Source organism: Streptomyces sp. NBC_00386 (assembly GCF_036063235.1).
Lineage (GTDB): Bacteria > Actinomycetota > Actinomycetes > Streptomycetales > Streptomycetaceae > Streptomyces.
This window is the reverse complement of sequence record NZ_CP107950.1, coordinates 8,965,931-8,987,120: the sequence shown is the minus strand read 5'-3', so window position 1 is coordinate 8,987,120 and position 21,190 is coordinate 8,965,931. Positions and strand designations below refer to the sequence as shown.

At 70.8% G+C, this 21,190-nt stretch carries 15 protein-coding genes; 7 read left to right on the top strand and 8 right to left on the bottom strand.

Annotation, left to right across the window (positions count from 1 at the left end; genetic code table 11):
• Positions 1 to 106: 106 nt before the first annotated feature.
• Both OG780_RS39290 and OG780_RS44775 read right to left on the bottom strand, forming a co-directional pair.
• Positions 107 to 514, bottom strand: a complete 408-nt coding sequence (locus OG780_RS39290; protein WP_328456398.1) for a hypothetical protein — start codon at positions 512 to 514, stop codon at positions 107 to 109.
• A 178-nt stretch (positions 515 to 692) separates the two neighbouring features.
• Entirely contained in the window at positions 693 to 1,049 is a 357-nt protein-coding gene (locus OG780_RS44775) for a DUF5133 domain-containing protein (RefSeq protein ID WP_443062266.1), read from the bottom strand.
• Between the two features lie 333 nt (positions 1,050 to 1,382).
• On the opposite strand from OG780_RS44775, the gene OG780_RS39280 reads away from it, so the two are divergent.
• On the top strand, positions 1,383 to 1,952 hold the full coding sequence (locus tag OG780_RS39280; protein WP_328456396.1) for a Dps family protein: 570 nt from the start codon (positions 1,383 to 1,385) through the stop codon (positions 1,950 to 1,952).
• Positions 1,953 to 2,059: 107 nt separating this feature from the next.
• Here the strand turns inward: OG780_RS39280 and OG780_RS39275 are convergent, their stop codons facing one another.
• Entirely contained in the window at positions 2,060 to 2,995 is a 936-nt protein-coding gene (locus OG780_RS39275; protein ID WP_328456394.1) for a sensor histidine kinase, read from the bottom strand.
• Between the two features lie 474 nt (positions 2,996 to 3,469).
• On the opposite strand from OG780_RS39275, the gene OG780_RS39270 reads away from it, so the two are divergent.
• The 3 genes from OG780_RS39270 to OG780_RS39260 all read left to right on the top strand — a co-directional run bounded on the left by OG780_RS39270 (position 3,470) and on the right by OG780_RS39260 (position 11,499).
• The gene (locus OG780_RS39270) at positions 3,470 to 4,351 is read left to right on the top strand and encodes an RNA polymerase sigma factor SigF (RefSeq protein ID WP_328456392.1); all 882 of its coding nucleotides are present in this window, start codon (positions 3,470 to 3,472) and stop codon (positions 4,349 to 4,351) included.
• A 353-nt stretch (positions 4,352 to 4,704) separates the two neighbouring features.
• Entirely contained in the window at positions 4,705 to 8,979 is a 4,275-nt protein-coding gene (locus OG780_RS39265) for a HAMP domain-containing protein (RefSeq protein ID WP_328456390.1), read from the top strand.
• 102 nt (positions 8,980 to 9,081) lie between these two features.
• Positions 9,082 to 11,499, top strand: coding sequence for a SpoIIE family protein phosphatase (locus OG780_RS39260; protein WP_328456388.1), 2,418 nt, complete (start codon positions 9,082 to 9,084; stop codon positions 11,497 to 11,499).
• A gap of 181 nt (positions 11,500 to 11,680) precedes the next feature.
• Here OG780_RS39260 and OG780_RS39255 read toward each other — a convergent pair whose 3' ends face one another.
• Complete coding sequence (locus OG780_RS39255; RefSeq protein ID WP_328456386.1) at positions 11,681 to 12,412, bottom strand: HAD family hydrolase; 732 nt, start codon at positions 12,410 to 12,412, stop codon at positions 11,681 to 11,683.
• Positions 12,413 to 12,526: 114 nt separating this feature from the next.
• Positions 12,527 to 13,333: a DMT family transporter gene (locus OG780_RS39250; protein WP_443062347.1), complete on the bottom strand. Its 807-nt coding sequence runs from the start codon at positions 13,331 to 13,333 to the stop codon at positions 12,527 to 12,529.
• A 447-nt stretch (positions 13,334 to 13,780) separates the two neighbouring features.
• Here OG780_RS39250 and OG780_RS39245 point away from each other — a divergent pair, with 447 nt between their 5' ends.
• The gene (locus tag OG780_RS39245) at positions 13,781 to 14,983 is read left to right on the top strand and encodes a PP2C family protein-serine/threonine phosphatase (protein WP_328456382.1); all 1,203 of its coding nucleotides are present in this window, start codon (positions 13,781 to 13,783) and stop codon (positions 14,981 to 14,983) included.
• A 10-nt stretch (positions 14,984 to 14,993) separates the two neighbouring features.
• On the opposite strand, the gene kstD is transcribed toward OG780_RS39245, so the two are convergent.
• Positions 14,994 to 16,796, bottom strand: a complete 1,803-nt coding sequence (kstD, locus tag OG780_RS39240) for a 3-oxosteroid 1-dehydrogenase (protein WP_328456380.1) — start codon at positions 16,794 to 16,796, stop codon at positions 14,994 to 14,996.
• A gap of 249 nt (positions 16,797 to 17,045) precedes the next feature.
• Here kstD and OG780_RS39235 point away from each other — a divergent pair, with 249 nt between their 5' ends.
• The gene (locus tag OG780_RS39235) at positions 17,046 to 18,689 is read left to right on the top strand and encodes a GMC oxidoreductase (protein WP_443062265.1); all 1,644 of its coding nucleotides are present in this window, start codon (positions 17,046 to 17,048) and stop codon (positions 18,687 to 18,689) included.
• Between the two features lie 67 nt (positions 18,690 to 18,756).
• Here the strand turns inward: OG780_RS39235 and OG780_RS39230 are convergent, their stop codons facing one another.
• Together OG780_RS39230 and OG780_RS39225 are read right to left on the bottom strand one after the other, a co-directional pair.
• A complete protein-coding gene (locus OG780_RS39230; protein WP_326791090.1) occupies positions 18,757 to 19,236 on the bottom strand; it encodes a carboxymuconolactone decarboxylase family protein in 480 nt (159 codons plus the stop codon).
• 9 nt (positions 19,237 to 19,245) lie between these two features.
• Entirely contained in the window at positions 19,246 to 20,319 is a 1,074-nt protein-coding gene (locus tag OG780_RS39225) for an NAD(P)H-dependent amine dehydrogenase family protein (protein ID WP_328456378.1), read from the bottom strand.
• 186 nt (positions 20,320 to 20,505) lie between these two features.
• On the opposite strand from OG780_RS39225, the gene OG780_RS39220 reads away from it, so the two are divergent.
• A complete protein-coding gene (locus tag OG780_RS39220) occupies positions 20,506 to 21,126 on the top strand; it encodes an L-threonylcarbamoyladenylate synthase (protein ID WP_326789799.1) in 621 nt (206 codons plus the stop codon).
• Positions 21,127 to 21,190: the final 64 nt, after the last annotated feature.

Sequence of the window (21,190 nt, the reverse complement as noted above, 5' to 3'; positions counted from 1 at the left end):
AGGGGCAAGCACGCAAAGGGCAGGTACGCACCCGTACGTATGCGACCGGCAGGCGGCGCTCGGACGCGGGCGGATCGCCCGGCGAGCGCCGCCTCGGACCTCCGTCCTAGGTGACGCTCCCGGCCGAAGCCCCCACGCCCTCAAGCGCGGCCGCGCCCTCCACCGGGCCGGTCGCCCGCCACACGCTCTCGTGGTCCTCGGCCAGTCCGAGTCCGGCCAGGCCCTTCAGGTGCCCGAGCACGGTGGAGCGCCGGAAGCCCACGGACGCGGTGAGTTCGGCGACCTCGACGCCCTCGGCGCCCGCTTCCGCCAATCGCTCCCACGTACGCACGGCATGGCGGCTCAGACCGCTCTCACTCACCGTTCTGGACACGGCCTCGGCCCGTTCCCCGTTCGCGTCCTGCCCGGGAACGGGAGGCCTGGCCCGCGCCGGCTGCGGGCCGACCGCACCCGCGCCCACCTGCTCCCGGACCTCGCGGGGCGATCTCCTCGGTCCGACCGGACGGGGCGTCATGTTCACCTTGCGGTGCCTACGGCCTTTGCTGTGTCGGCTCATCGATTCCTCATCTCCGCCTCGACGATGCTCACAGCAGGAGAACGAGCGGGGGCCGACTAGGTAGTTCAGCCGTTCGACGGACAACAGGGGCGCCACCCGATCAGGGGAGGCGCCCCTCCACGTACGCGAGCGGCGCTCAGCGGAGCGGGCCGGACATGTCCAGACGCCGGCCGCTCAGCGTCCGTACCTCCGTGGGCGGCTGTGCGAGCGGCGGGGCGGCGGACACCGCCTTCGGCGAGGGCGCCGGGGACGTCACACTCCCCAGCAGTCCGGCCCGCCCCGCGTCCCGCCGCTTCTCTCCGGCCACGAGCAGGGCGTCGGCGGCGACGACGGCGTCGCGCACGCTGGTCGTTCCCGTCATCACACAGAGCGTGTACGTGACGTCCTCCAGGCCGCGGGCCGTCTCCAGTGTCTCCTTCTCGGCATACGCGATCTTCAGGGCCGCGTAACGCGTCAGCAGCCTCCGGACAACCTTCGGGTCGGGCACGAGCACGGCGAGGGCTCCTCTCTCGAGTTTCCGTCCGTGTGCCCGGGTTCGCCACGGTTCATTCCCAACAACCGCCCCAGACAACCTATGTGGCCCAACGTCGCCCCTGTGGCGGCATCCCCGCCGCTCCCACCCGTCGCCCGCGGAACGGAGCGGCGCCCTGGCGAAAAGGTGTGACGCAAAGGAACCAGGGCACTTGGAGGCACCGGAGGTTGACGGCGATGGTTCCCCTGCCAGGCGCGTCCGGCATCGGCCGCTGCCGCCGGCACCGCCGGCAGCCCCACCACGGACGGCCACGCGCCGGAACACGTACAAAAGATCTGTGTGAAGGAGAGGGACATGACGACTTCCACGACACCGAAATACACCGTCCCCGGCGTCAGCACGCACGACGGCGGCCGGATCATCGATCTGCTGAGCATGCGGCTGCACGCTCTCAACGACCTGTCGCTCACGCTGAAACACATCCACTGGAACGTCGTGGGCCCCCATTTCATCGCCGTGCACGAGATGCTCGACCCTCAGGTGGACCGCGTGCGCGAGATGGCTGACGACGCCGCCGAACGGATCTCCGCCCTCGGCGGGGTGCCGCACGGTACACCGGGAGCGCTCGTCGCCGAACGGACCTGGGACGACTACAGCGTCGGCCGCGCTGACGCCATCGCCCACCTCGGCGCCCTCGACCTCGTCTACACGGGGATCGTGGAGGAGCACCGCGCGGCCGTGGCCGAGGTCGGCAAGATCGACCCGGTGACCGAGGACCTTCTCATCGAACAGCTCCGCGCGCTCGAACAGTTCCAGTGGTTCGTCCGGGCGCACCTGGAGAGTTCGGGCGGGTCGCTGTCGCAGGCCGGCGCCCGCACGGAACGCGAGGCGGCGCGATCGGCCCGGCAGGGCACCGCGGAATAGGGCCTGCCGTTTGGATCATGCCAAGGAACAGCGGTACACGTCGGTTGTGGGGCCCGGACCGGGAACACAGGGTCCGGGCCCCACGGCCGACGTGCGTGGTGAGCCGGTCAGCCGCGGCCGATGTAGCTGCGCACCGTCGTCCCGGAGGTGTCGGTGTGCACACGGACGAGGTCCGACAGGAAGTGCACGAGGAACAGGCCCCGTCCGCCGATCTGGTCGGGACGCACGGGATGCCGGCCGGCCAGAGGATCGCTGAGCCGGCCCTCGTCCTGCGCCTCGCACACGATCTGCTCGCTCTCGGCCCAGATCCTCAGGATCCCCGAACCGCCCCCGTGCACCACGCTGTTGGTCGTCAGCTCCGCGACGACGAGGTTCAGGTCGTGCAGCCGGGCCGCTGTCATCCCGCGGTCCCGGGCCTCGGCGAGGGCGAAGTCGCGGGCGACGGGCAGGAGTTCGGCGTCGAAACGGACCACCGCCGCTCCCGGGGGGTGGCGCAGAACCTGGTTGAAGCGCGTCAGCACCCCGTCCGGGTCGTAGGCCGGGCTGGCGCTCTGCCGGCCGGCGCTGATCACGACCGGGTGCGTGGCGTGGGCGTCGGCGATCACGTCCGGGGAGAGGGCACGCCCGTCGTACGGGCACAGGATCGTCACGTCCCGTCCCGCGAACGCCCTGTTGATCAGGGCTTCGTGCTGGACGCAGGCCGGGTACTCCACCGCCGTACGGCCCTGCCAGATGGGCTCGCCGATGATCCGTACGTGGACGTCCTGATGGGTGTCGGCGAACGCCCGCAGGACGGAGGGGATGATGCGGCCCGGGTTCAGGCCCGCCCGCGTCATGTCGATCCAGCGGACGCCGGCGCCCAAGGGCCCCAGGGCGCCGCGGATGAGTTCCAGTCGCGGGGCGGGGACGGCCACCGCCACCGGCTCCCCTGCGGCTACGCCGTCGGAGACGAAACGTGTCGTCCCTTCCACGTACTCACGGTCGTCGTCGTAGACGAGCGCGGGGTGGACGAAGGGATCGTCGCGAAGTGCCGCCGTAGTCATGCCACGATCACCGCGCCCCGGGGCCGGCGTCCGGCGAGCGGTCCCGCGTCGGGGCGCGCCAAGGGCGAGCGCGTGTGCGCTCGGCCGACTCGCCGCTCGATACCCACGGACTCACCCCGCGATCCATTTTACGTCGCCGTCACGACAGCGGGGCAGGCCCCCGGACGCGAGAGCGCCGTCGCGACGGTCGCCCTCCGTCCTCACCTGCCCCCTCGATCCCCGGCGGAACCGTGTCGGCGTTCGGGCTTAACCGGTATCAGTCGGGCCAAAAGCGACATCAGCCCGGTCGGGAAATCGGTGCCACAACCCCGCATCCGAAAGGTGCCCCCGGGAGGAAGTAGACCCTGACCCGGTGTCAGGGGGAGTCTGGACGTACGCGTCCCGCAGAATTTCGCAACCGGGTGGCATGAGCGGTGTGAAGCAGGGCAGACGGGCCCTGTCATCATTTCCTTCGGACGATTTGGGGTGGACGGCATGGCGGCCGTGGCGGCAGCGAAGGCAAGGGACACGGCGCACCGGGCAGCGACGACCGAGGGGGGCGTCCTGCCGCAGATCGACGAACCGCTGAAGATCAGCCCGAAGGACGCGCGCGAGCTGTCCCGCCAGTTCTTCGACCGGCTCTCCGTCCTGGAGGAGGGCACGCACGAATACCAGTACGCGCGCAACACCCTCATCGAGATGAATCTCTCCCTCGTCCGGTACGCGGCGGCCCGCTTCCGCAGCCGCAGCCAGGGTGAGATGGAGGACATCGTCCAGGTCGGCACGATCGGGCTCATCAAGGCCATCGACCGCTTCGAGCTGTCCCGCGAGGTCGAGTTCACGTCGTTCGCGGTTCCCTACATCGTCGGTGAGATCAAGCGGTTCTTCCGCGACACGAGCTGGGCGGTCCACGTGCCCCGCCGTCTGCAGGAGGCGCGCGTCGAGCTCGCCAAGGCGACGGAGGAACTGCGCACCCGCCTCGGCCGTACGCCCACCACCCGTGAACTGTCCGAGCTGATGTGTCTGTCCGAGGAAGAGGTCATCGAGGCCCGCAAGGCGTCGAACGGCTACAACTCCTCGTCCCTGGACGCCGCCCTCACGGCGGACGGCGGTGCGGACGGCGAGGCGGTCCTCGCGGACTTCATCGGCGAGGAGGATCCCTCGCTGGAACTGGTCGAGGACTTCAACTCCCTGGCCCCCCTGATCGCCCAGCTCGACGATCGGCAGCGCCGGATCATTCATCTGCGCTTCGTCGAGGAGTGGACCCAGGCGCAGATCGGCGAGGAGCTCGGCATCTCGCAGATGCACGTCTCCCGGCTGATCACGCGCATCATCAAGCGTCTGCGCACCGGACTCCTCGATCCCGCGGTCGCCTGAGGCTTCCGCACGTCACGGCCCGTACGACGGTCCCGTCGGCCCGCCCCGGACTCCGGTCCGGGGCGGGCCGACGGGATTTCGCGTACACGGTCCCGGCGAACGGGACCGAGAGGGTCCTGTGTATCCAGTTCCGTCCAGGTCATTCCTGCTGCCGGCGAGTTTTCCGGCCCCTGGAGAATTCTTTCCCGCGCTTTGTTCCGTCCCCGCGATCTGGGTTAGCCTGCGGCGTATTTTCTTAAGGGGATGACCTGTGATCTGCGGGAATCCCACGGGCAGGCGGGGGCCGCCCGTGGGCCCCGCGCGGTTCCGAGTTCCGTGACACGGGACTCCAGGGGAGCGGAACGAGGGTGGCCATGACCAGGGCAGCGAGCGGGACGTCCGTACAGACTCCGGGCGAGCAGGAGTTGCGGCAACTGCTGGCCGGCCTCACCGCCGTGCGCGACGGCGACTTCGGCACCCGGCTTCCCGACGAGGCCGGTGGCCTGCTGGGCGACATCGCCACCGTGTTCAACGGCATGGTCGACCAGCTGTCGGTGTTCACCTCGGAAGTGACACGGGTGGCCCGTGAGGTGGGCACGGAGGGGACGCTCGGCGGCCAGGCGGAGGTGCCGGGGGTCTCGGGCACCTGGGCGGACCTCACCGACTCCGTCAACGCCATGGCGGGCAATCTCACCACCCAGGTCCGCGACATCGCGCAGGTGGCCACGGCGGTCGCCAGGGGTGATCTCTCGCAGAAGATCGACGTTCCGGCCCGCGGCGAGATCCTCCAGCTCAAGGAGACCGTCAACACGATGGTCGACCAGCTCTCCGCCTTCGCCGACGAGGTCACCCGCGTCGCCCGTGAGGTCGGCACCGACGGACGCCTCGGCGGCCAGGCCCAGGTCCCGGGTGTCGGCGGCGTCTGGCGTGATCTCACCGACTCGGTGAACTTCATGGCCGGCAACCTCACCGCCCAGGTCCGCAACGTGGCCCAGGTCACCACGGCGGTGGCCCAGGGAGATCTCTCCCAGAAGATCACCGTGGACGCCCGCGGCGAGATCCTCGAACTGAAGAACACCATCAACACGATGGTCGACCAGCTCTCCGCCTTCGCCGACGAGGTCACCCGCGTCGCCCGTGAGGTCGGCACCGACGGACGCCTCGGCGGCCAGGCCGACGTGAAGGGCGTCAAGGGCACCTGGCGTGATCTCACCGACTCGGTGAACTTCATGGCGGGCAACCTCACCGCCCAGGTCCGCTCGATCGCCCAGGTGGCCACCGCGGTGGCCAAGGGCGACCTGTCGCAGAAGATCACCGTGGACGCCCGCGGCGAGATCCTGGAGCTCAAGGAGACCATCAACACGATGGTCGAGCAGCTCTCGGCGTTCGCCGACGAGGTGACCCGGGTGGCCCGCGAGGTCGGTACGGCGGGCAATCTGGGCGGACAGGCCACCGTGCGGGGCGTCTCGGGCACCTGGAAGGACCTCACGGACAACGTCAACGTCATGGCGTCGAACCTCACCGGCCAGGTCCGCTCCATCGCGCAGGTGGCGACCGCCGTGGCCCGCGGCGACCTCTCGCAGAAGATCACCGTGGAGGCGAAGGGCGAGGTCGCGGCCCTGGCCGACGTCATCAACACGATGGTCGACACGTTGTCCGCGTTCGCCGACGAGGTCACCCGCGTCGCCCGTGAGGTCGGCACCGAAGGACGTCTCGGCGGCCAGGCGCACGTGCCCAATGTGGCGGGCACCTGGAAGGACCTCACCGACAACGTCAACTCGATGGCCAACAACCTCACCGGGCAGGTGCGCAACATCGCCCTGGTCACGACGGCCGTGGCCAAGGGCGACCTGTCCAAGAAGATCGACGTCGACGCCCGGGGAGAGATCCTCGAACTCAAGACGACGATCAACACGATGGTCGACCAGCTCTCCGCCTTCGCGGCCGAGGTCACCCGGGTGGCGCGGGAGGTCGGCAGCGAGGGCAGGCTCGGCGGCCAGGCCGAGGTGGAGGGCGTCTCGGGCACCTGGAAGCGGCTCACCGAGAACGTGAACGAACTGGCCGGCAACCTCACGCGTCAGGTCCGCGCGATCGCCGAGGTCACCGGCGCCGTCGCCGAGGGCGACCTGACACGGTCGATCGCCGTGGAGGCCTCCGGCGAGGTCGCCGACCTGAAGGACAACATCAACTCCATGGTGGAGTCCTTGCGTGAGACCACGCGGGCCAACCAGGAGCAGGACTGGCTCAAGACGAACCTGGCCCGTATCTCCGGCCTGATGCAGGGATACCGCGACCTGGACGTGGTGGCCGACCTCATCATGGACGAGCTCACCCCGCTGGTCGCCGCGCAGTACGGCGCCTTCTACCTCGCCGAGGAGACCACGAAGGGCACGGAGCTCAGGCTGGTCGGCTCGTACGGCTATCCCGACGAGGACGGGCGTCCCACCCGTATTCCGCTCGGCCGCTCCCTGGTCGGGCAGGCCGCGCGCAGCAGGCGGGCGATCACCGTGGACGAGGTGCCGCCGGGGTACGTCACCATCTCCTCGGGCCTCGGGCAGACGGCACCGACGGCGCTGGTGGTCCTGCCCATCGTCGTCGAGGAACAGGTGCTCGGCGTCATCGAGCTCGCCTCGGTCACCCGCTTCAAGCAGGGGCACCGGACGTTCCTGGAACAGCTGATGGAGACCATCGGCGTCAATGTCAGCACCATCGTGGCCAACGCCCGCACCGATGAGCTGCTGGGCGAGTCGCAGCGCCTGACCGCCGAACTCCAGGCCCGCTCCGAGGAGTTGCAGGTCCAGCAGGACGAACTCCAGCGTTCCAACGCCGAGCTGGAGGACAAGGCCTCCCTGCTCGTGACCCAGAACCGCGACATCGAGGCGAAGAACCTCCAGATCGAACAGGCCCGGCAGGAACTCGAGGCACGGGCCCAGCAGTTGTCGCTGGCGTCCAAGTACAAGTCCGAGTTCCTCGCCAACATGAGCCACGAACTGCGGACCCCGCTCAACAGCCTGCTCATCCTGGCCCAGTTGCTGGCGCAGAACCCCTCGCGCAATCTCACGCCGAAGCAGGTCGAGTACGCGGGCATCATCCACTCCGCGGGTTCCGACCTGCTCCAGCTGATCAACGACATCCTCGACCTGTCGAAGGTCGAGGCCGGCAAGATGGACGTGACCCCCGAGCGGGTCCCGCTGCGGCAGCTGCTCGAATACGTCGAGGCCACCTTCCGCCCCATGACCTCGCAGAAGAGCCTGGAGTTCACGGTCAGCACCGCTCCCGGGGCCCCGGTGGACCTGCTCACCGACGACTCCCGGCTGCGGCAGGTGCTGCGCAACCTGCTGTCGAACGCCGTCAAGTTCACCGAGCAGGGCCGGGTCGAACTGCGCATCGAACCGGCGGCCGACGCGGAGATCCCCGCGGGCGTTCCGCGCGGCGGCACGATCGCCGCCTTCCGGGTCAAGGACACCGGCATCGGCATCCCCGAGCAGCAGCTGGAGACGATCTTCGGCGCCTTCCAGCAGGCCGACGGCACCACGAGCCGCAAGTACGGCGGCACAGGTCTGGGTCTGTCCATCACCCGGGAGATCGCCCACCTGCTCGGCGGGGCGGTCACCGTGGACAGCACCCCGGGACAGGGCAGTACGTTCACGCTCTTCCTCCCGGTGGCCCGGCCCGAGTTCGAGGAGCTGCTGGCCGGCGGCCGGGCGCCCGAACCGGCCGTGGACGAGGGCGCCTCGGCGCACACCGAACCGCGGCACACCGCTCCCGGTTCGGCCGGCCTGCCCCGCCGGCGGCGGCGGCTCCTGGTCGTCGAGGAACGGCCGCGGGGGCTGCTCACGCTGGTGGCCGAGAGCGCGGTCGGGGATGTGGCGCGCAGCCGTGACGAGGGCGACACACGGGAGCGCGTCGACATCATCACCGTCGTCGGGGCGCAGGAGGCGGCGAGCGCCCTCGCCGCGGAGCCGTGGCACTGCGTCGTGCTCGAACTCGGCATGCCGGAAGGCGAGACGGCCCGGTTCCTGGAAGCGGTGGAGGGCGACTCGGCCCTGGCGACCGTGCCCGTCCTCGTCCACAACGGCAGCCGGGTCGACCTCGCGCAGGAGCAGGCGCTGCAGTCCCGCTCGGGCGCACGGTCGCTGGAATTCCTGTCCAGTCTCGACGAGTTGCGCGAGCGGATCGCGCTGCACCTGTCCGCGGAGCAGCCGGGCGACGTGGTGCCGCTGGTCCGCGCCGAGGAGGCCAGGAACCGGCCCGCGCGGCCGATCGACAACGCCTTCCAGGGCCGTACGGTGCTCGTCGTCGACGACGACGCCCGTAACCTCTTCGCGCTCAGCGGGATCCTGGAGCTGCACGGGTTCCAGGTGCTGCACGCGGAGAACGGCAGGAAGGGCATCGAGACACTGCTGGCCAGGCCCGAGGTCGCGCTGATCCTGATGGACGTGATGATGCCCGAGATGGACGGGTACACCGCGACCGCCGAGATCCGCAGGATGCCCCGGTACGCGGACCTGCCGATCATCGCGGTGACGGCGAAGGCCATGCCCGGCGACCGGGAGAAGAGCCTGCTGTCGGGCGCCAGCGACCACGTCACCAAGCCGGTCGACACCGACGACCTCATCGCCTGTGTCCGACGCTGGCTCGGGGAGTGACATGACGCCCGGTACCCTCCACCGCGGCCGTGCGGCGGGACACCCGCCGCTGCCGCCCCTCCCCCGCCCTCCACAGGGTCCCCGCCGAGGAGCGGCAGCACGATGAACAGTCCTGAGGCAACCGGCCCGAGCGTCCCCGACTCCCCGGACGACGTCGCGGACGCCGGGCAGGCCGGCGAGCTGTCGGGCGCGGCCCGGACGTCTCCGGTGGGCCGGCTGGCGGCCACCGTCGAACGGCTGCGCCGCGAGGTACGGGCCGCGCAGGCGGAGGCCGAGGGGCGGGCCCTGATCGAGCTGGCCAAGGGCATCCTGGTCGAGCGGCTGGGCTGCGGACCGGCACAAGCCGCCCGCCAGCTCACCGAGTTGGCCGAACAGGCCAAGGTGCCGCAGCTCCAGCTCGCGGTCGAGATCATCAACCAGGCGGCCCACGACCGGCTTTCGGAGGTGACCAGCGCCTTCCTCTCCGCCACGACGGAGCATCCCCCGAAGGACGACGCCCCCGCGGTACGGCTGCGCGCGGCCGAGAGCGGCGCGCTGGCGGCCGGCGACAGCCAGGCGGTGGCCGACTCCCTGCTGCAGCACGCGCTGACTCCCCTCGGGGCGGTCGCCGTGGCCATCTGGGCGGCGGACGCCGACGGTTCGCTCTCCCTGGCGGGCAGCGCCGGGTTCTCGGCGGCCGAGGCCCGGCGCTGGCGTTACGTTCCCCCGGGCGTGGCGACGATGGCACGCCGCGCGCTGTCCGACCGTACGGCGCAGTGGGCGGGCTCGCTGACGGACACCGGGCTGCCCTCCATCGGGCACGCGGAACATCCGGACGGCGGGCGGGTCGCGGTACCGGCCGGCTCCGGAGGCCGGATCCACGGCGTCCTGGAGATCGCGTGGCCGTCCGCCCTGGCACCTCAGCCACCGCAGGTGGTCCGCCAGGTCGAGGCACTGGCCGAACTGTGCTCGCACACACTGGAGACCCACGCGCCGTCGGGCGACTTCCACGACGTGCGGGGGACGGCCGATGTCTGCGAACTGATCGACCTGGTGGACGGGTTGCACGATCCCGCCCTGGTGCTGGTCCCCCAGCTCGACGACCAGGGGCGGCTCGCCGACTTCCGCATCCGTCATGTGAACGGACGCTTCCTCGATCCGGCCGGCCGGCCGCGCGGCACCGTTCAGGGGTCGCTGCTGCTGGAGGCCTATCCGCTGGCCGCAGGGGACAGCGGCCTCTTCCAGTGCGTCGAGCGCGTCTACGCCACCGGGGAGCCGTTCCGGGCGCGGCGCATGGATCTGACGGCGCTGGTCGACCAGGTGCGGCTGTCGGCCGTGGCCGACATCAACGTCAGCCGGCACGGCGGAACCGTGCTGCTCATCTGGCGCATAGAGGACGAGACTGCGCGGCTGGCGAGTCTGCTCCAGCATGCCCAGCGGCTCGGCAGGATCGGCGGTTTCGAGGAGAACCTGCTGACCGGCGAGACCATCTGGAACGAGACGCTGTTCGATCTGTACGGCCGCTCCCCCTCGGGCACTCCCGTCCCGCTGGAGGAGCTGGCCTCGCACGCCCATCCCGACGACGCCGTCGCCATCGGCCGCTTCCTGCGGACCGTCCTGCACCGTCACCGGCCGGCGTCGGCAGCGTTCCGGCTCCAGCGTCCCGACGGCGTGACCCGGCACATCCGCGTGGTGGCCGAACCGGTGCTCGACGCCGACGACCGGCTGTTCGCGGTCCGCGGGGCCTACCAGGACATCTCGGCGCAGCACTGGACCGAGGTGGCGCTGGCGGTCACCCGCGACCAGCTCGCGCACACCGAGCAGCAGGCGCACGAGCGCAACCGGCTGACCCTCCAGCTTCAGCACGCGATCATGCCGCCGACCCAGGCGCCGTTGCGGGCTCCGGGCCTCGACGTGGCGGTGCGCTACCGGCCCGCGGAGACCGAGCAGCTCGTCGGGGGCGACTGGTACGACGCCGTCGTGCTGTCGTCCGGCCTGGTCCTGCTGTGTGTCGGCGATGTGGCCGGTCACGGGATCGAGGCGGCGACCAGCATGGTGGTGTTGCGCAACGCGCTGCGCGGACTCGCCGTGACGGGTGCGGGGCCGGGGCAGCTGCTGTCCTGGCTCAACATCGTGGCGCACCATCTGACGGGCGGGGTCACCGCCACCGCGGTCTGCGGGATCTACGATCCGCGCCGCCGTGTTCTGCGCTGGGCGAGGGCCGGACATCTGCCGCCCGTTCTGGTCCGGGACACGGACGCCAACCCGCTGCCGCTCCTCAAGGGCATCCTGCTCGGTGCCGTCCCCGAGGCGACGTTCGAGGAGGACGAGGTGCAACTGGACGTCCACGACACGCTGTTGATGTACACGGACGGTCTGATCGAACGGCGGGACCGCTCGGTGGAGGTGTCGCTGCGCCAGCTCCTCAACGCGGCCCGTACGACGTCCGGGACGCTGGACCATCAACTCGACCGGCTCCTGACGTACAGCAGGTCCGACACCGACGACGACACCTGCATCGTCGGCATCCGGGTGGAGTAGGGCCGTACGAATGCGGCCCCGCCGGCAGCCGGGGGGAGTGACTGCCTGCGGGGCCGTGCAGCTCGGGTTTCGCCAGGGGGGTAGCTTCCCGAGCTGTCTCAGGATGCTGCTGCCCCGCTCCCGGCGATGCATGCACACGGGTTTCCGGCCGGTATTCCCCTCGTATGGCCGAACGATCGGCTCACGAGGAGTCACGCAGGGCGCGCAGGAGTGGCTCCAGGGAGTCCGTGACGCACCGGTCGGGAACGCCGGCCTCCCGCAGTGCCCGCGCTCTGGCGGGGTGGCGGGCGTATCCGAGGAATCGGACACCGGCGTGGTGCGCCGCCGCGTGGTCCGCCGGGGTGCCGCCGATCACCAGCGAGACGTCGGGTGCGGCCTCCATGGCGCCCAGGGCCAGTGACAGGGCGGACGGACGGGGGGTGAGCGTTCCCGGGTCCGGCGCCCGGCCGAATATGTACGGGGCGAAGCGGGGTGTGAGCCCCCGGGCGTCCAGGTACGAGGTGACGGCACGGGCCGATGTGCCGGTCGCCACGGCGAGCCTCGCCCCGACCGCCGCCCAGGTGTGGATCAGCGGATCCGCGTAGGCCGTCGGCATCGCCGTGCGCACCGCCTCCAGCTCGGCCCGGGTGAGCCACGCGTCGAGCCGGGCGAGGGCTTCGCTGCCCGGGTGCCGTCCGGCCACCGCCGTCAGGACGCGGTAGGGGTCCGCGGGGCCGCGCTCCTCGTCGGTGAGCATCGCGCCGAGGCCCGCTTCCGTCAGCCGGTCCCGCTGGGCTCGTGCGACGGCCGTGGCCGAGGGCCCGGAGAACAGCTGACAGATCGGGCCGTCGAAGCCGAGGACGACATAGCGCGTCCGTGCGACCAGTTCCCGAACGTTCTCGATCCGACTCGTCACCACCAGGGTCTTTCCCATCCCGGCAGTCACCAATCGAGCGGGTACCGGCCAGTCGCCTCCGGCGGCCGTGGCCACGGCTTCGGCGTCGGTCAGGGGACGGGCGGGGCGGGTGCGGGCCGGGCCGGGCGGCCGTCAATGGGCCATGTCCGCGAGGTGCGGGACCACGCGGGTCAGCCGCAGCACGCCCCACAGGACCAGCCCCGCGCCGATCAGCTCGGGCAGCAGCCACCAGCCCGTACGGATCGTCTCGTCGAAGAGCGTGACACCGAGCACCAGGCTGAGCGTCGCGTCGCCGATGGTCAGCGCGGGCTGCGAGGCGGCCAGGGGGCCCGCCTGGAGGGCGTTCTCCAGCAGCAGGACGGCGGTGATCCCGGTCAGGGCGAATCCGTACGTCTGCCACACGCCCAGGAAGGCGACGAACCCGTCGTCGTCGAGTGTGCCCACGGCCGATTTGAGGAGAGCGGCGGTCAGCGCGTTGCTGATGGCCGACGCCGTTCCCAGCATCGCGGCGCGGAAGAGCGGCGGCCGGCCCGGACGGGCGACGACGACCGCGGCCGCCACGGCGCCCAGGCACAGGACCAGCACCGGGATCCAGCGTGCCATGGAGGCGTCGGACCGTGCTCCCGAGGGAGCGGCCGACAGGAGGACGAGCCCGAGGCCGGCCACCACGCCGGCCACGGCCTGCCATCCCGCGCGCGACAGGCGCCGGTGCAGCAGCGGGACGGCGATCATCAGGGCGAAGGGCAGTTCCAGGATGAACAGGGGCTGCACCAGGGACAGCGGCCCGTTCGCCAGCGCGAGCGCCTGGAAGAGTGCCGCCCCGATCACCCCGGCAATGCCGATCAGCCAGGGCGGCTGCCGGGCCAGCCGGATGATGAGCCGCAGTCCACCGCCTTCACTGACGCGCGAGGCCGCCTTGCGTTGGAACGCGGTGCCCATCGCGTTGCTGGCTGCCCCTAGGAGTGCGAACAGCACGGCCAGTCCCGTCACCCCTCCACCATGCCCCGGGACGGGGGCCGGGGCCTCTCCGGGCGACGCCTGCGGGGCCCGTACGACCGCGTCCGGTTCGGCCGGCCGTGCGGGTGACGGCCAGGGGCCGGGCCGGGCCGCCGACGGGACGGAACACCGGTGGGGCGAGGCGCCGATGGCCCGAGACGTCGGTGGGATGAAGCGTCGCCGACGGGGCACCCGCCCTGTGGAGCCCCGTCATCCCATCCCCGTGGTGGCGGGGCTTCGTGCCGCCCGCCCCGCCAGGGCTTCTCCGGCCGGCCGCCCCTTCCCCGCTCCGGCAGCCACCGGATCGCTCCGGCCCGCACGCGTGAGCGAACCGATCGGAATGCGCGACGGCGGGGAAAGGGGGAGCGTGGTGTCAAAGGGAGGAGTGCCATGGCCACGAAGGCCGCGCCCGGCCGGCGGGACGACCACCGGGGATGGCTGCGCGGCTCGCCCCCTCCGCGCTGGGTACGGCTGCTCCCGCCGGTCCTGCTGGTGGGCGTCTGCGTGGGGGAACTCGTGAGCAGTGAGGCGCTGGACATCGGCTTTCTGCTGGGAGCCATCCCTTCCCTGGCCGTCCTGTCCTACGGCCCTCTGGGGACGGCCGCCTTCGGCGTGATCGTCGTGGTCCTGATGAACATCCCCGCCCTCGATCTGAACCGTCCGGGCAACGCGGACCTGCTCACCATCAGCTTCGTCGCCGTGCTGAGCGTGTTCGTGTCGCTCGTGCGCAGCCGCAGGGACGCGCATCTGGTCACCGTGCGGTCGGTCGCGGAAGCCGCTCAGCTCGCCGTGCTGCCGCCGCTGCCGGAGCGTGTCGGACCGGTCCGCTGCGCCGGTCTCTACCGGCCCGCGCAGCGGGAGACGCTGGTCGGAGGTGACTTCTTCGAGGTGCGCGACGGGCCTTTCGGCGTCCGGGCCGTGATGGGCGACGTACAGGGGCACGGGCTGTCGGCCGTGGGGACGGTCGCCTCGCTGCTCGGGGCGTTCCGGGAGACGGTGCTCGACCAGCGTGATCTGGAGGCCGCCGCGGCCCGGCTCGACCGCAGGCTGGTGGTCGACTCCGCGTCGGTCGATCACGCCGAGCTGTTCGCCACCGCACTGCTCCTGGAGTTCCCGCCCGGCACCGACACCGTACGGCTGGTGTCCTGCGGGCATCCCCCGCCGCTGCTGCTGCGTGGTGCGAAGGCCCTCGAACTCGACGCCGAGCCGGCGTCCCCGCTGGGTCTGGGGTTCTTCGAGCTGTCCCCGCCGAAGGGGCGCACCGTCGAGCTGGAACCCGGCGACCGGCTGTTCATGGCGTCGGACGGCGTGAGCGAGAGCCGGGACACCACCGGCGCCTTCTACCCGCTGACGGACCGGCTGGCCGTGTTCGCCGAGGAGCCTTCGGACGTGCTCGTCGACCGCCTCTGGGAGGACCTCGTCGCGTTCTGCCCCTCGATCCGCGACGACGTCTCCGTCCTGGTCCTGTCACCCCGGCTCCGCGGCCACCGGAACGACGGCGACGACGGCGACGAAGCCCCGGGGGCGAAGCCCGGCAGCACCCCGGACCCGAACGCGGACAGCGACAGCGACAGCAACAGCAACAGCAACTGAGAGTCCTCCGTCAGGTCGCCGCGATGTCGAGTGCCGCGATGTACCCGAACGTCATCGCGGGACCGATCGTCGAACCCGCTCCCGCGTAGCTGTGGCCCATGACGGCCGCGCTGGCGTTGCCCGCCGCGTACAGGCCGGGGATCACCGTGCCGTCCGGACGCAGGACGCGGGCCCTGGCGTCGGTACGCAGGCCGCCCTTGGTGCCGAGGTCGCCCGGGACGATCCTGAACGCGTAGAACGGGGGGAGCCACAACGGGGCGAGGCAGGAGTCGGGGAGGACCGCGGGATCCGTGTAGTAGTGGTCGTAGGCGCTGTCACCGCGGTGGAAGTCGGTGTCCGTGCCGCTCAGGGCCAGGCTGTTGAAGCGGCTGACGGTGGTGCGCAGGGCGGCCGCGGGGACACCGACCCGGCCGGCGAGGTCGTCCAGGGTCCACGCCTTGTACACGGCGCCGGACGTGTACCAGGAGTCGGGGAACGTGAAGGCCGGCGCGACGTCCTTGAACAGGTAGCGGTTGCGGTAGTTCTGGTCGACGACCAGCCAGGCCGGGATGTCCGGGGCGCTCGGGTTGCGGTCGTACATGGTGTGCACGACGTCGCTGTAGGGTCCGGCCTCGTTGACGAAGCGCGCTCCGGCGGCGTTGACCAGCAGGCCGCCGGGCAGGGTGCGTTCGGCGAGACAGAAGTAGGGCTGGCCGGGCAGTGGGATGGCCGGTCCCCACCAGGCGTCGTCCATCAGGTCGAGCGCGGCCCCGGCGCGCCGGCCCGCCTGGATGCCGTCGCCGGTGTTCTCCTTGGCGCCCACCGTCCAGGCGGTCCCGATGGGCTGCCGCTGGAACTCGGCGCGCATGGCCGCGTTGTGCTCGAAGCCGCCGGAGCCCACGATGACTCCGCGCCGGGCCCTGACCAGTCCCGGCGCGCCGTTCCGGGTGACCACCGCGCCGGTGACGGCGCCGTTCTCCACGAACAGGTCGGACAGCGGGGTGTCCAGCCACACCGGGACCTGGGCGGCGAGCAGGCCGGCGCGCAGCCCGGCCGCGAGCGACTGGCCCATGGTCAGCGGTTTCTGGCCGAGCAGCGCCGCCTTGGTGCCGCGCGCCAGGCACTCGGTGGCGACGGCCGCGCCCTTGGCGCTCACGGCCGCGAGGGTGAGCCACTTGTAGTCGGCGCTGAAGACGACCATGCCGGCCGGGACGGCCATGTACGCCGGGTTGAGGTGGGCGAGTTCGGCTCCGAGGATGTTGCCGTCGAGCTGGTCGGGCTCCATGGAACGTCCGCCCGGGAGGCCGCCGGGGAGTTCCGGGTAGTAGTCGCTGTATCCCTCCATCCAGCGGAAGCGCAGCGGGCTGTTGGCCATGACGAAGGAGATCATGGCCGGTCCGTGGCCGAGGAAGGCCCGCTGCCGGTCGGCGGAGACCTCCGGGCCGACCACGGCCGCGAGGTAGGCGGCGGCCTTCGCCGGGGTGTCGGGGACGCCGGCGGCGAGGACCACCGGGTTGTTGGGGATCCAGATGCCCGCGCCGGAGCGGGCCGCGGAGCCTCCGAAGGTGGCCGCCTTCTCCAGGACGACACAGCTCAGTCCCCGTTTCGCGGCGGTGAGCGCCGCGGTCATCCCCGCGGCACCCGAGCCGACCACGACGACGTCGTAGGTGCCGAGCGGGGGCAGGTCGGCCGCCGCCGCGGACCCGGTGGAACCGGCGGCGCCCGCGGCGAGCGCGAGTGCGGCGCCCGTGGCCGTGCCGAGCACCCGGCGCCGTGACGGGCCGGGGGCCGGAAAGGGGTCGGTACGTCCGACGGGGTCCGCGCTCGGGGACATGGCAGGGCTCTCCAGCGGGCGAGGGAATGTGAGGCGTTCCGTTGCTCCGGGAGCCGACAGGCCCCCGCCGTAGCAGTTCTGATGCAGCGTCAGGAATGTCGCGCGAGGGTCTTGTGAAGTCAAGGGCAAGCCCGTCAGAGCTCGCCGATCACCCCAAGATCGGACAGAAGTTACCAACCGGTATGTAGTGACTTAACAAGCCAGTAACAGTAGAACCTGTTCCCACTCATCGAGAGTGAGGAGTGTCACGTGGGTGACATCAACCAGCAGCCCGAGGACTCCAGGGGTGTTTCGCGCCGACGATTCATAGCTGGAACAGGTTCTATTCTTGGAGTAGTGAGCCTTGCCGGTCGCGCTGTCGCGGCCCCCGCGCGGATCGCCACGGCGGCCTCGTCCATCCCTTCCGGAGCACACGTCCCCGTCCTGGTGATCGGCACCGGATACGGCGGTTCCGTGGCCGCCCTGCGCCTCGCCCAGGCGGGCGTCGACGTGCAGATGGTCGAGATGGGCATGGCCTGGGACACCCCGGGCTCGGACGGCAAGATCTTCGCCAACACGACCAGTCCGGACCAGCGTTCGTACTGGCTGCGCACCAGGACCAAACAGCCCCTCAGCAACTTCCTCGGCTTCCCCATCGACAAGGACATCCCCCGCTACACGGGGATCCTGGACGCCGAGGAGATGGGCCAGATCATCGTGTACCAGGGCCGTGGCGTCGGCGGCGGATCACTGGTCAACGGCGGCATGGCGGTCACCCCCAAACGGGAGAACTTCGGCGCCATCCTCCCGTCGGTGAACGCCGACGAGATGTACGCGACCTACTACCCGCGCGCCAACGCCGCGCTCGGCGTCGGTCTCATCGACCCGGCGTGGTTCGACACCACCGACTGCTACCAGTACGCACGGGTCGGCCGTAAGCAGGCCCAGCGTTCCGGCTTCCCGTTCGTCTTCGTGCCCGACGTGTACGACTGGGACTACATGAAGCAGGAGGCCGCGGGCACCGTCACCAAGTCGGCCCTCGCCGGGGAGATCCTCTACGGCAACAACTACGGCAAGAAGTCGCTCCAGAAGACCTACCTCGCCCAGGCCACGGCCACCGGGAGAGTCACCATCTCAGCGCTGCACAAGGTCACTTCGGTCTCACCCGCGTCCGGCGGCGGCTACACGGTCCTGATCGACCAGCTCAACACCACAGGTGACACCACCGCCACCAAGACGGTGACCGCGGACCGGGTGTTCTTCGCGGCCGGAAGCGTCGGAACGAGCAAGCTCCTGGTCAAACTGAAGGCGACCGGCGCGCTGCCCGGCCTCAACGGCGAGATCGGGCAGGGCTGGGGCGACAACGGCAACGTCATGTGCGGCCGCGCCAACCATCTGTGGGATCCGACCGGCGCGCTCCAGGCCAGCATTCCCTGCGGCGGCATCGACAACTGGACCGCCGGAGGCGCGTTCGCGGAGGTGGCGCCGCTGCCGACCGGCATCGAGACCTACGCCTCGTTCTACCTGTCCATCACCAAGAACCCGAACCGCGCCCAGTTCACCTTCAACTCCTCCACCGGCACCGTCGACCTCAACTGGCAGACCGCCTGGAAACAGCCCGCCATCGACATGGCGAAGACCATCTTCGACAAGATCAACTCGAAGGAGGGAACGATCTACCGGACCGATCTGTTCGGTGTGTACAAGATCTGGGGCGACCATCTCACCTACCACCCGCTCGGCGGCGCCGTACTCAACAAGGCCACCGACAACTACGGCCGCCTGCGGGGCTATTCGGGCCTGTACGTCATCGACGGCGCGCTGATCCCCGGCAACACCAGCGTCAATCCGTTCGTCACCATCACCGCCCTCGCGGAACGGAACATCGAGAACATCATCGCCGTGGACCTCTAGCGTGTCCGGGCCGCGCGTGGGGCCCGGAGCCGCTCAGGGGGCCGGGACCGCCGGGTGAGCCACCCTCTCAGTGGGTGGGCAGAACGCACACGGCGTCCAGTCCCAGCACATGGTTGAGCCGGCCGAACGCCAGCCAGGAGCCGATGCTCATCGTCAGCTCCACGATCTCCCGCTGGCTGTACAACGCCGTCATCCGTGTCCAGAACTCCTCGTCCAGACCGTGGTGATCCAGGGCGTACCGCTCGGCGTACTCGGCGGCCAGCCGTGTCCGGTCGTCGAAGGCACCGGTGGTGCGCCACTGGGTCACCGCGTCCGCGAACTCCTCCTCGACCTTCAGGCCCTCCCGTTCCGTGCGCCAGTCGAGACAGAACAGGCACCCGTTGATCTGCGCGATGCGCAGTCGGGCGGCCTCGAACTCGCGCAGGCCCAGCGTCGTGTGCTCGTACACCGACAGGGAGAAGTTCGCGGCGGCCATGCCGATGCCGGGCACCATCTCGCCCCACACGTATCCGATCGGTTCCTGTCCCTCGGGAATGTCGATGCGCAGGGTCATGGGTCACTTCCTTCCGAGTCGGCCGACTGCGGGGCGCAGCGGGACGTCGAGTGCGTCGTAGAGCCCTGGTTCGGCGTCCACCAGCCAGTCGATGGCGCCGACCAGGCGGCCGACCGCGGTGGCGTTCCCGCCGGCGGAGCGGTTCTCGCCCTCGTCGGTGGCCGCGACGGTGACCTCGATGCGCGGACGGCCCTCGATGATCACGCGGTGGGCACCGTCCCCGTCCGGCGGCGTCGGCCAGTCCGGCGCGCAGGAGGCGTGGATACGGGTGACGTGCTCGATGACGATCCGGGGCTCTCCCCCGACGATCCCCTGCACCTCGAAGCGGACCGCGCCCTGGGTGCCGGCCGCGAACTCCCCCATGGTGCGGGTGCTCACCGTGTCCGTGAGCGCGCGCCGCTCCAACGTCTCGCGGATGTCGTCGAGTTCGACGTCCAGGGCCCGCGCCATGAGCCGTATCTGGCCGCCCCACACCATGGTCGGGATCGACGGGGCGAGCATCAGCGGCTCGTAGTCCATCGGCTGTCCCATCCCGACCAGGTACCGTACGGACTCCTCCTGTTCGTACGTGGAGTAGTCGAAGATCTCCTGGCAGCGGATGGCGTCGACCGTGGTGCCCAGACCGCTGATCAGCAGGGGCAGGACGTCGTTGCCCCAGCCCGGATCGACCCCGGAGACGAACAGGGAACCGCCGCCGTCCGCGATCGCGGCGAGCATCGGATCCCGGAACTCCGGCGGGGCGCTGCGCTGGTCGTAGAGCGGATAGAGGGCGGGGGTGACGACCACCGCACCGGCCCGGATCGCCCTGCCGATGTCGGCGAGGGCCTCGTCGGGACGGATGTCGCCGGTGGCCGCGTAGACGACGGCTCCGGGACCCGAGGCCAGGACCGCGTCGATGTCGTCGCTCGCCGCGACACCGAGGCCGTGCCCGAGGCCGGCGAGGTCGCCCGCGTCGCGGCCGACCTTGCCGGGGTCGTGGACGAGGACGGCCGCGAGTTTCAGTTTCGGGTGGGCCTCGACGGCGCGGATGGCCGCGCGGCCGACATTGCCGGTACCCCAGACCACCGTGGAAATCATGCGGCGGAGGGTAGCGAGACGGCCTCAAGGTTCCTATAGCCGTGACCGGGGAGAATTCCGGCGGTGAACCGGAGCCGTTGTCACCGCCGCCCCGAACACGGGCCGCACGGCCGCCGACCCGGGCGACGACAGGAACGGGCCGGCGGGCTCCGGTGCCCTTGCCTGTCGGGGCACTAGGCTCGCGGCATGGCCAAGTACTTCGATGTTCACCCGGAGAACCCGCAGCGGCGCATCATCAGCCAGGTGGTGGAGATCGTCCGCAGCGGCGGGCTGATCGCCTACCCGACGGACTCCTGCTTCGCACTCGGCTGCGCGCTCGGCAACCGGGACGGGATCGACCGCATCCGCTCGATCCGCCAGCTCGACGAGCGCCACCACTTCACGCTGATGTGCGAGGACTTCGCCCAGCTCGGACACTTCGTGCGGATCGACAACGCGGTCTTCCGCACGGTCAAGGCGGCTACGCCCGGCAGCTACACCTTCATCCTCCCGGCGACGAAGGAGGCTCCGCGCAGGCTGCTGCACCCGAAGAAGAAGACCGTCGGGGTGCGGATTCCCGATCATGTCGTCGCGCAGGCGATCCTGGCCGAACTCGGCGAGCCGCTGCTGTCGAGCACCCTGCTCCTGCCGGAGGAGGACAAGCCGCTGACCCAGGGCTGGGAGATCAAGGACACCCTCGACCACGTGGTGGACGCCGTCATCGACTCCGGCGACTGCGGCACCGAACCGACGACCGTCGTCGACTTCTCCGGCGGCGAGGCCGAGCTCGTACGCCTCGGGGCGGGTGACCCCTCCCGGTTCGAGTAGCCCCGGAAAGCGGCGCGCGACGTGGGTCGTCCTCGCGGAGGACCCACGTCGCTGCCGTTGTGGG

Coding starts and splice junctions, on each gene's coding strand:
- OG780_RS39290 (WP_328456398.1), bottom strand. CDS start 514: ATGACGCCCCGTCCGGTCGGACCGAGGAGATCGCCCCGCGAGGTCCGG.
- OG780_RS39280 (WP_328456396.1), top strand. CDS start 1,383: ATGACGACTTCCACGACACCGAAATACACCGTCCCCGGCGTCAGCACG.
- OG780_RS39275 (WP_328456394.1), bottom strand. CDS start 2,995: ATGACTACGGCGGCACTTCGCGACGATCCCTTCGTCCACCCCGCGCTC.
- OG780_RS39270 (WP_328456392.1), top strand. CDS start 3,470: ATGGCGGCCGTGGCGGCAGCGAAGGCAAGGGACACGGCGCACCGGGCA.
- OG780_RS39265 (WP_328456390.1), top strand. CDS start 4,705: ATGACCAGGGCAGCGAGCGGGACGTCCGTACAGACTCCGGGCGAGCAG.
- OG780_RS39260 (WP_328456388.1), top strand. CDS start 9,082: ATGAACAGTCCTGAGGCAACCGGCCCGAGCGTCCCCGACTCCCCGGAC.
- OG780_RS39255 (WP_328456386.1), bottom strand. CDS start 12,412: ATGGGAAAGACCCTGGTGGTGACGAGTCGGATCGAGAACGTTCGGGAA.
- OG780_RS39250 (WP_443062347.1), bottom strand. CDS start 13,333: ATGGGCACCGCGTTCCAACGCAAGGCGGCCTCGCGCGTCAGTGAAGGC.
- OG780_RS39245 (WP_328456382.1), top strand. CDS start 13,781: ATGGCCACGAAGGCCGCGCCCGGCCGGCGGGACGACCACCGGGGATGG.
- kstD (WP_328456380.1), bottom strand. CDS start 16,796: ATGTCCCCGAGCGCGGACCCCGTCGGACGTACCGACCCCTTTCCGGCC.
- OG780_RS39225 (WP_328456378.1), bottom strand. CDS start 20,319: ATGATTTCCACGGTGGTCTGGGGTACCGGCAATGTCGGCCGCGCGGCC.
- OG780_RS39220 (WP_326789799.1), top strand. CDS start 20,506: ATGGCCAAGTACTTCGATGTTCACCCGGAGAACCCGCAGCGGCGCATC.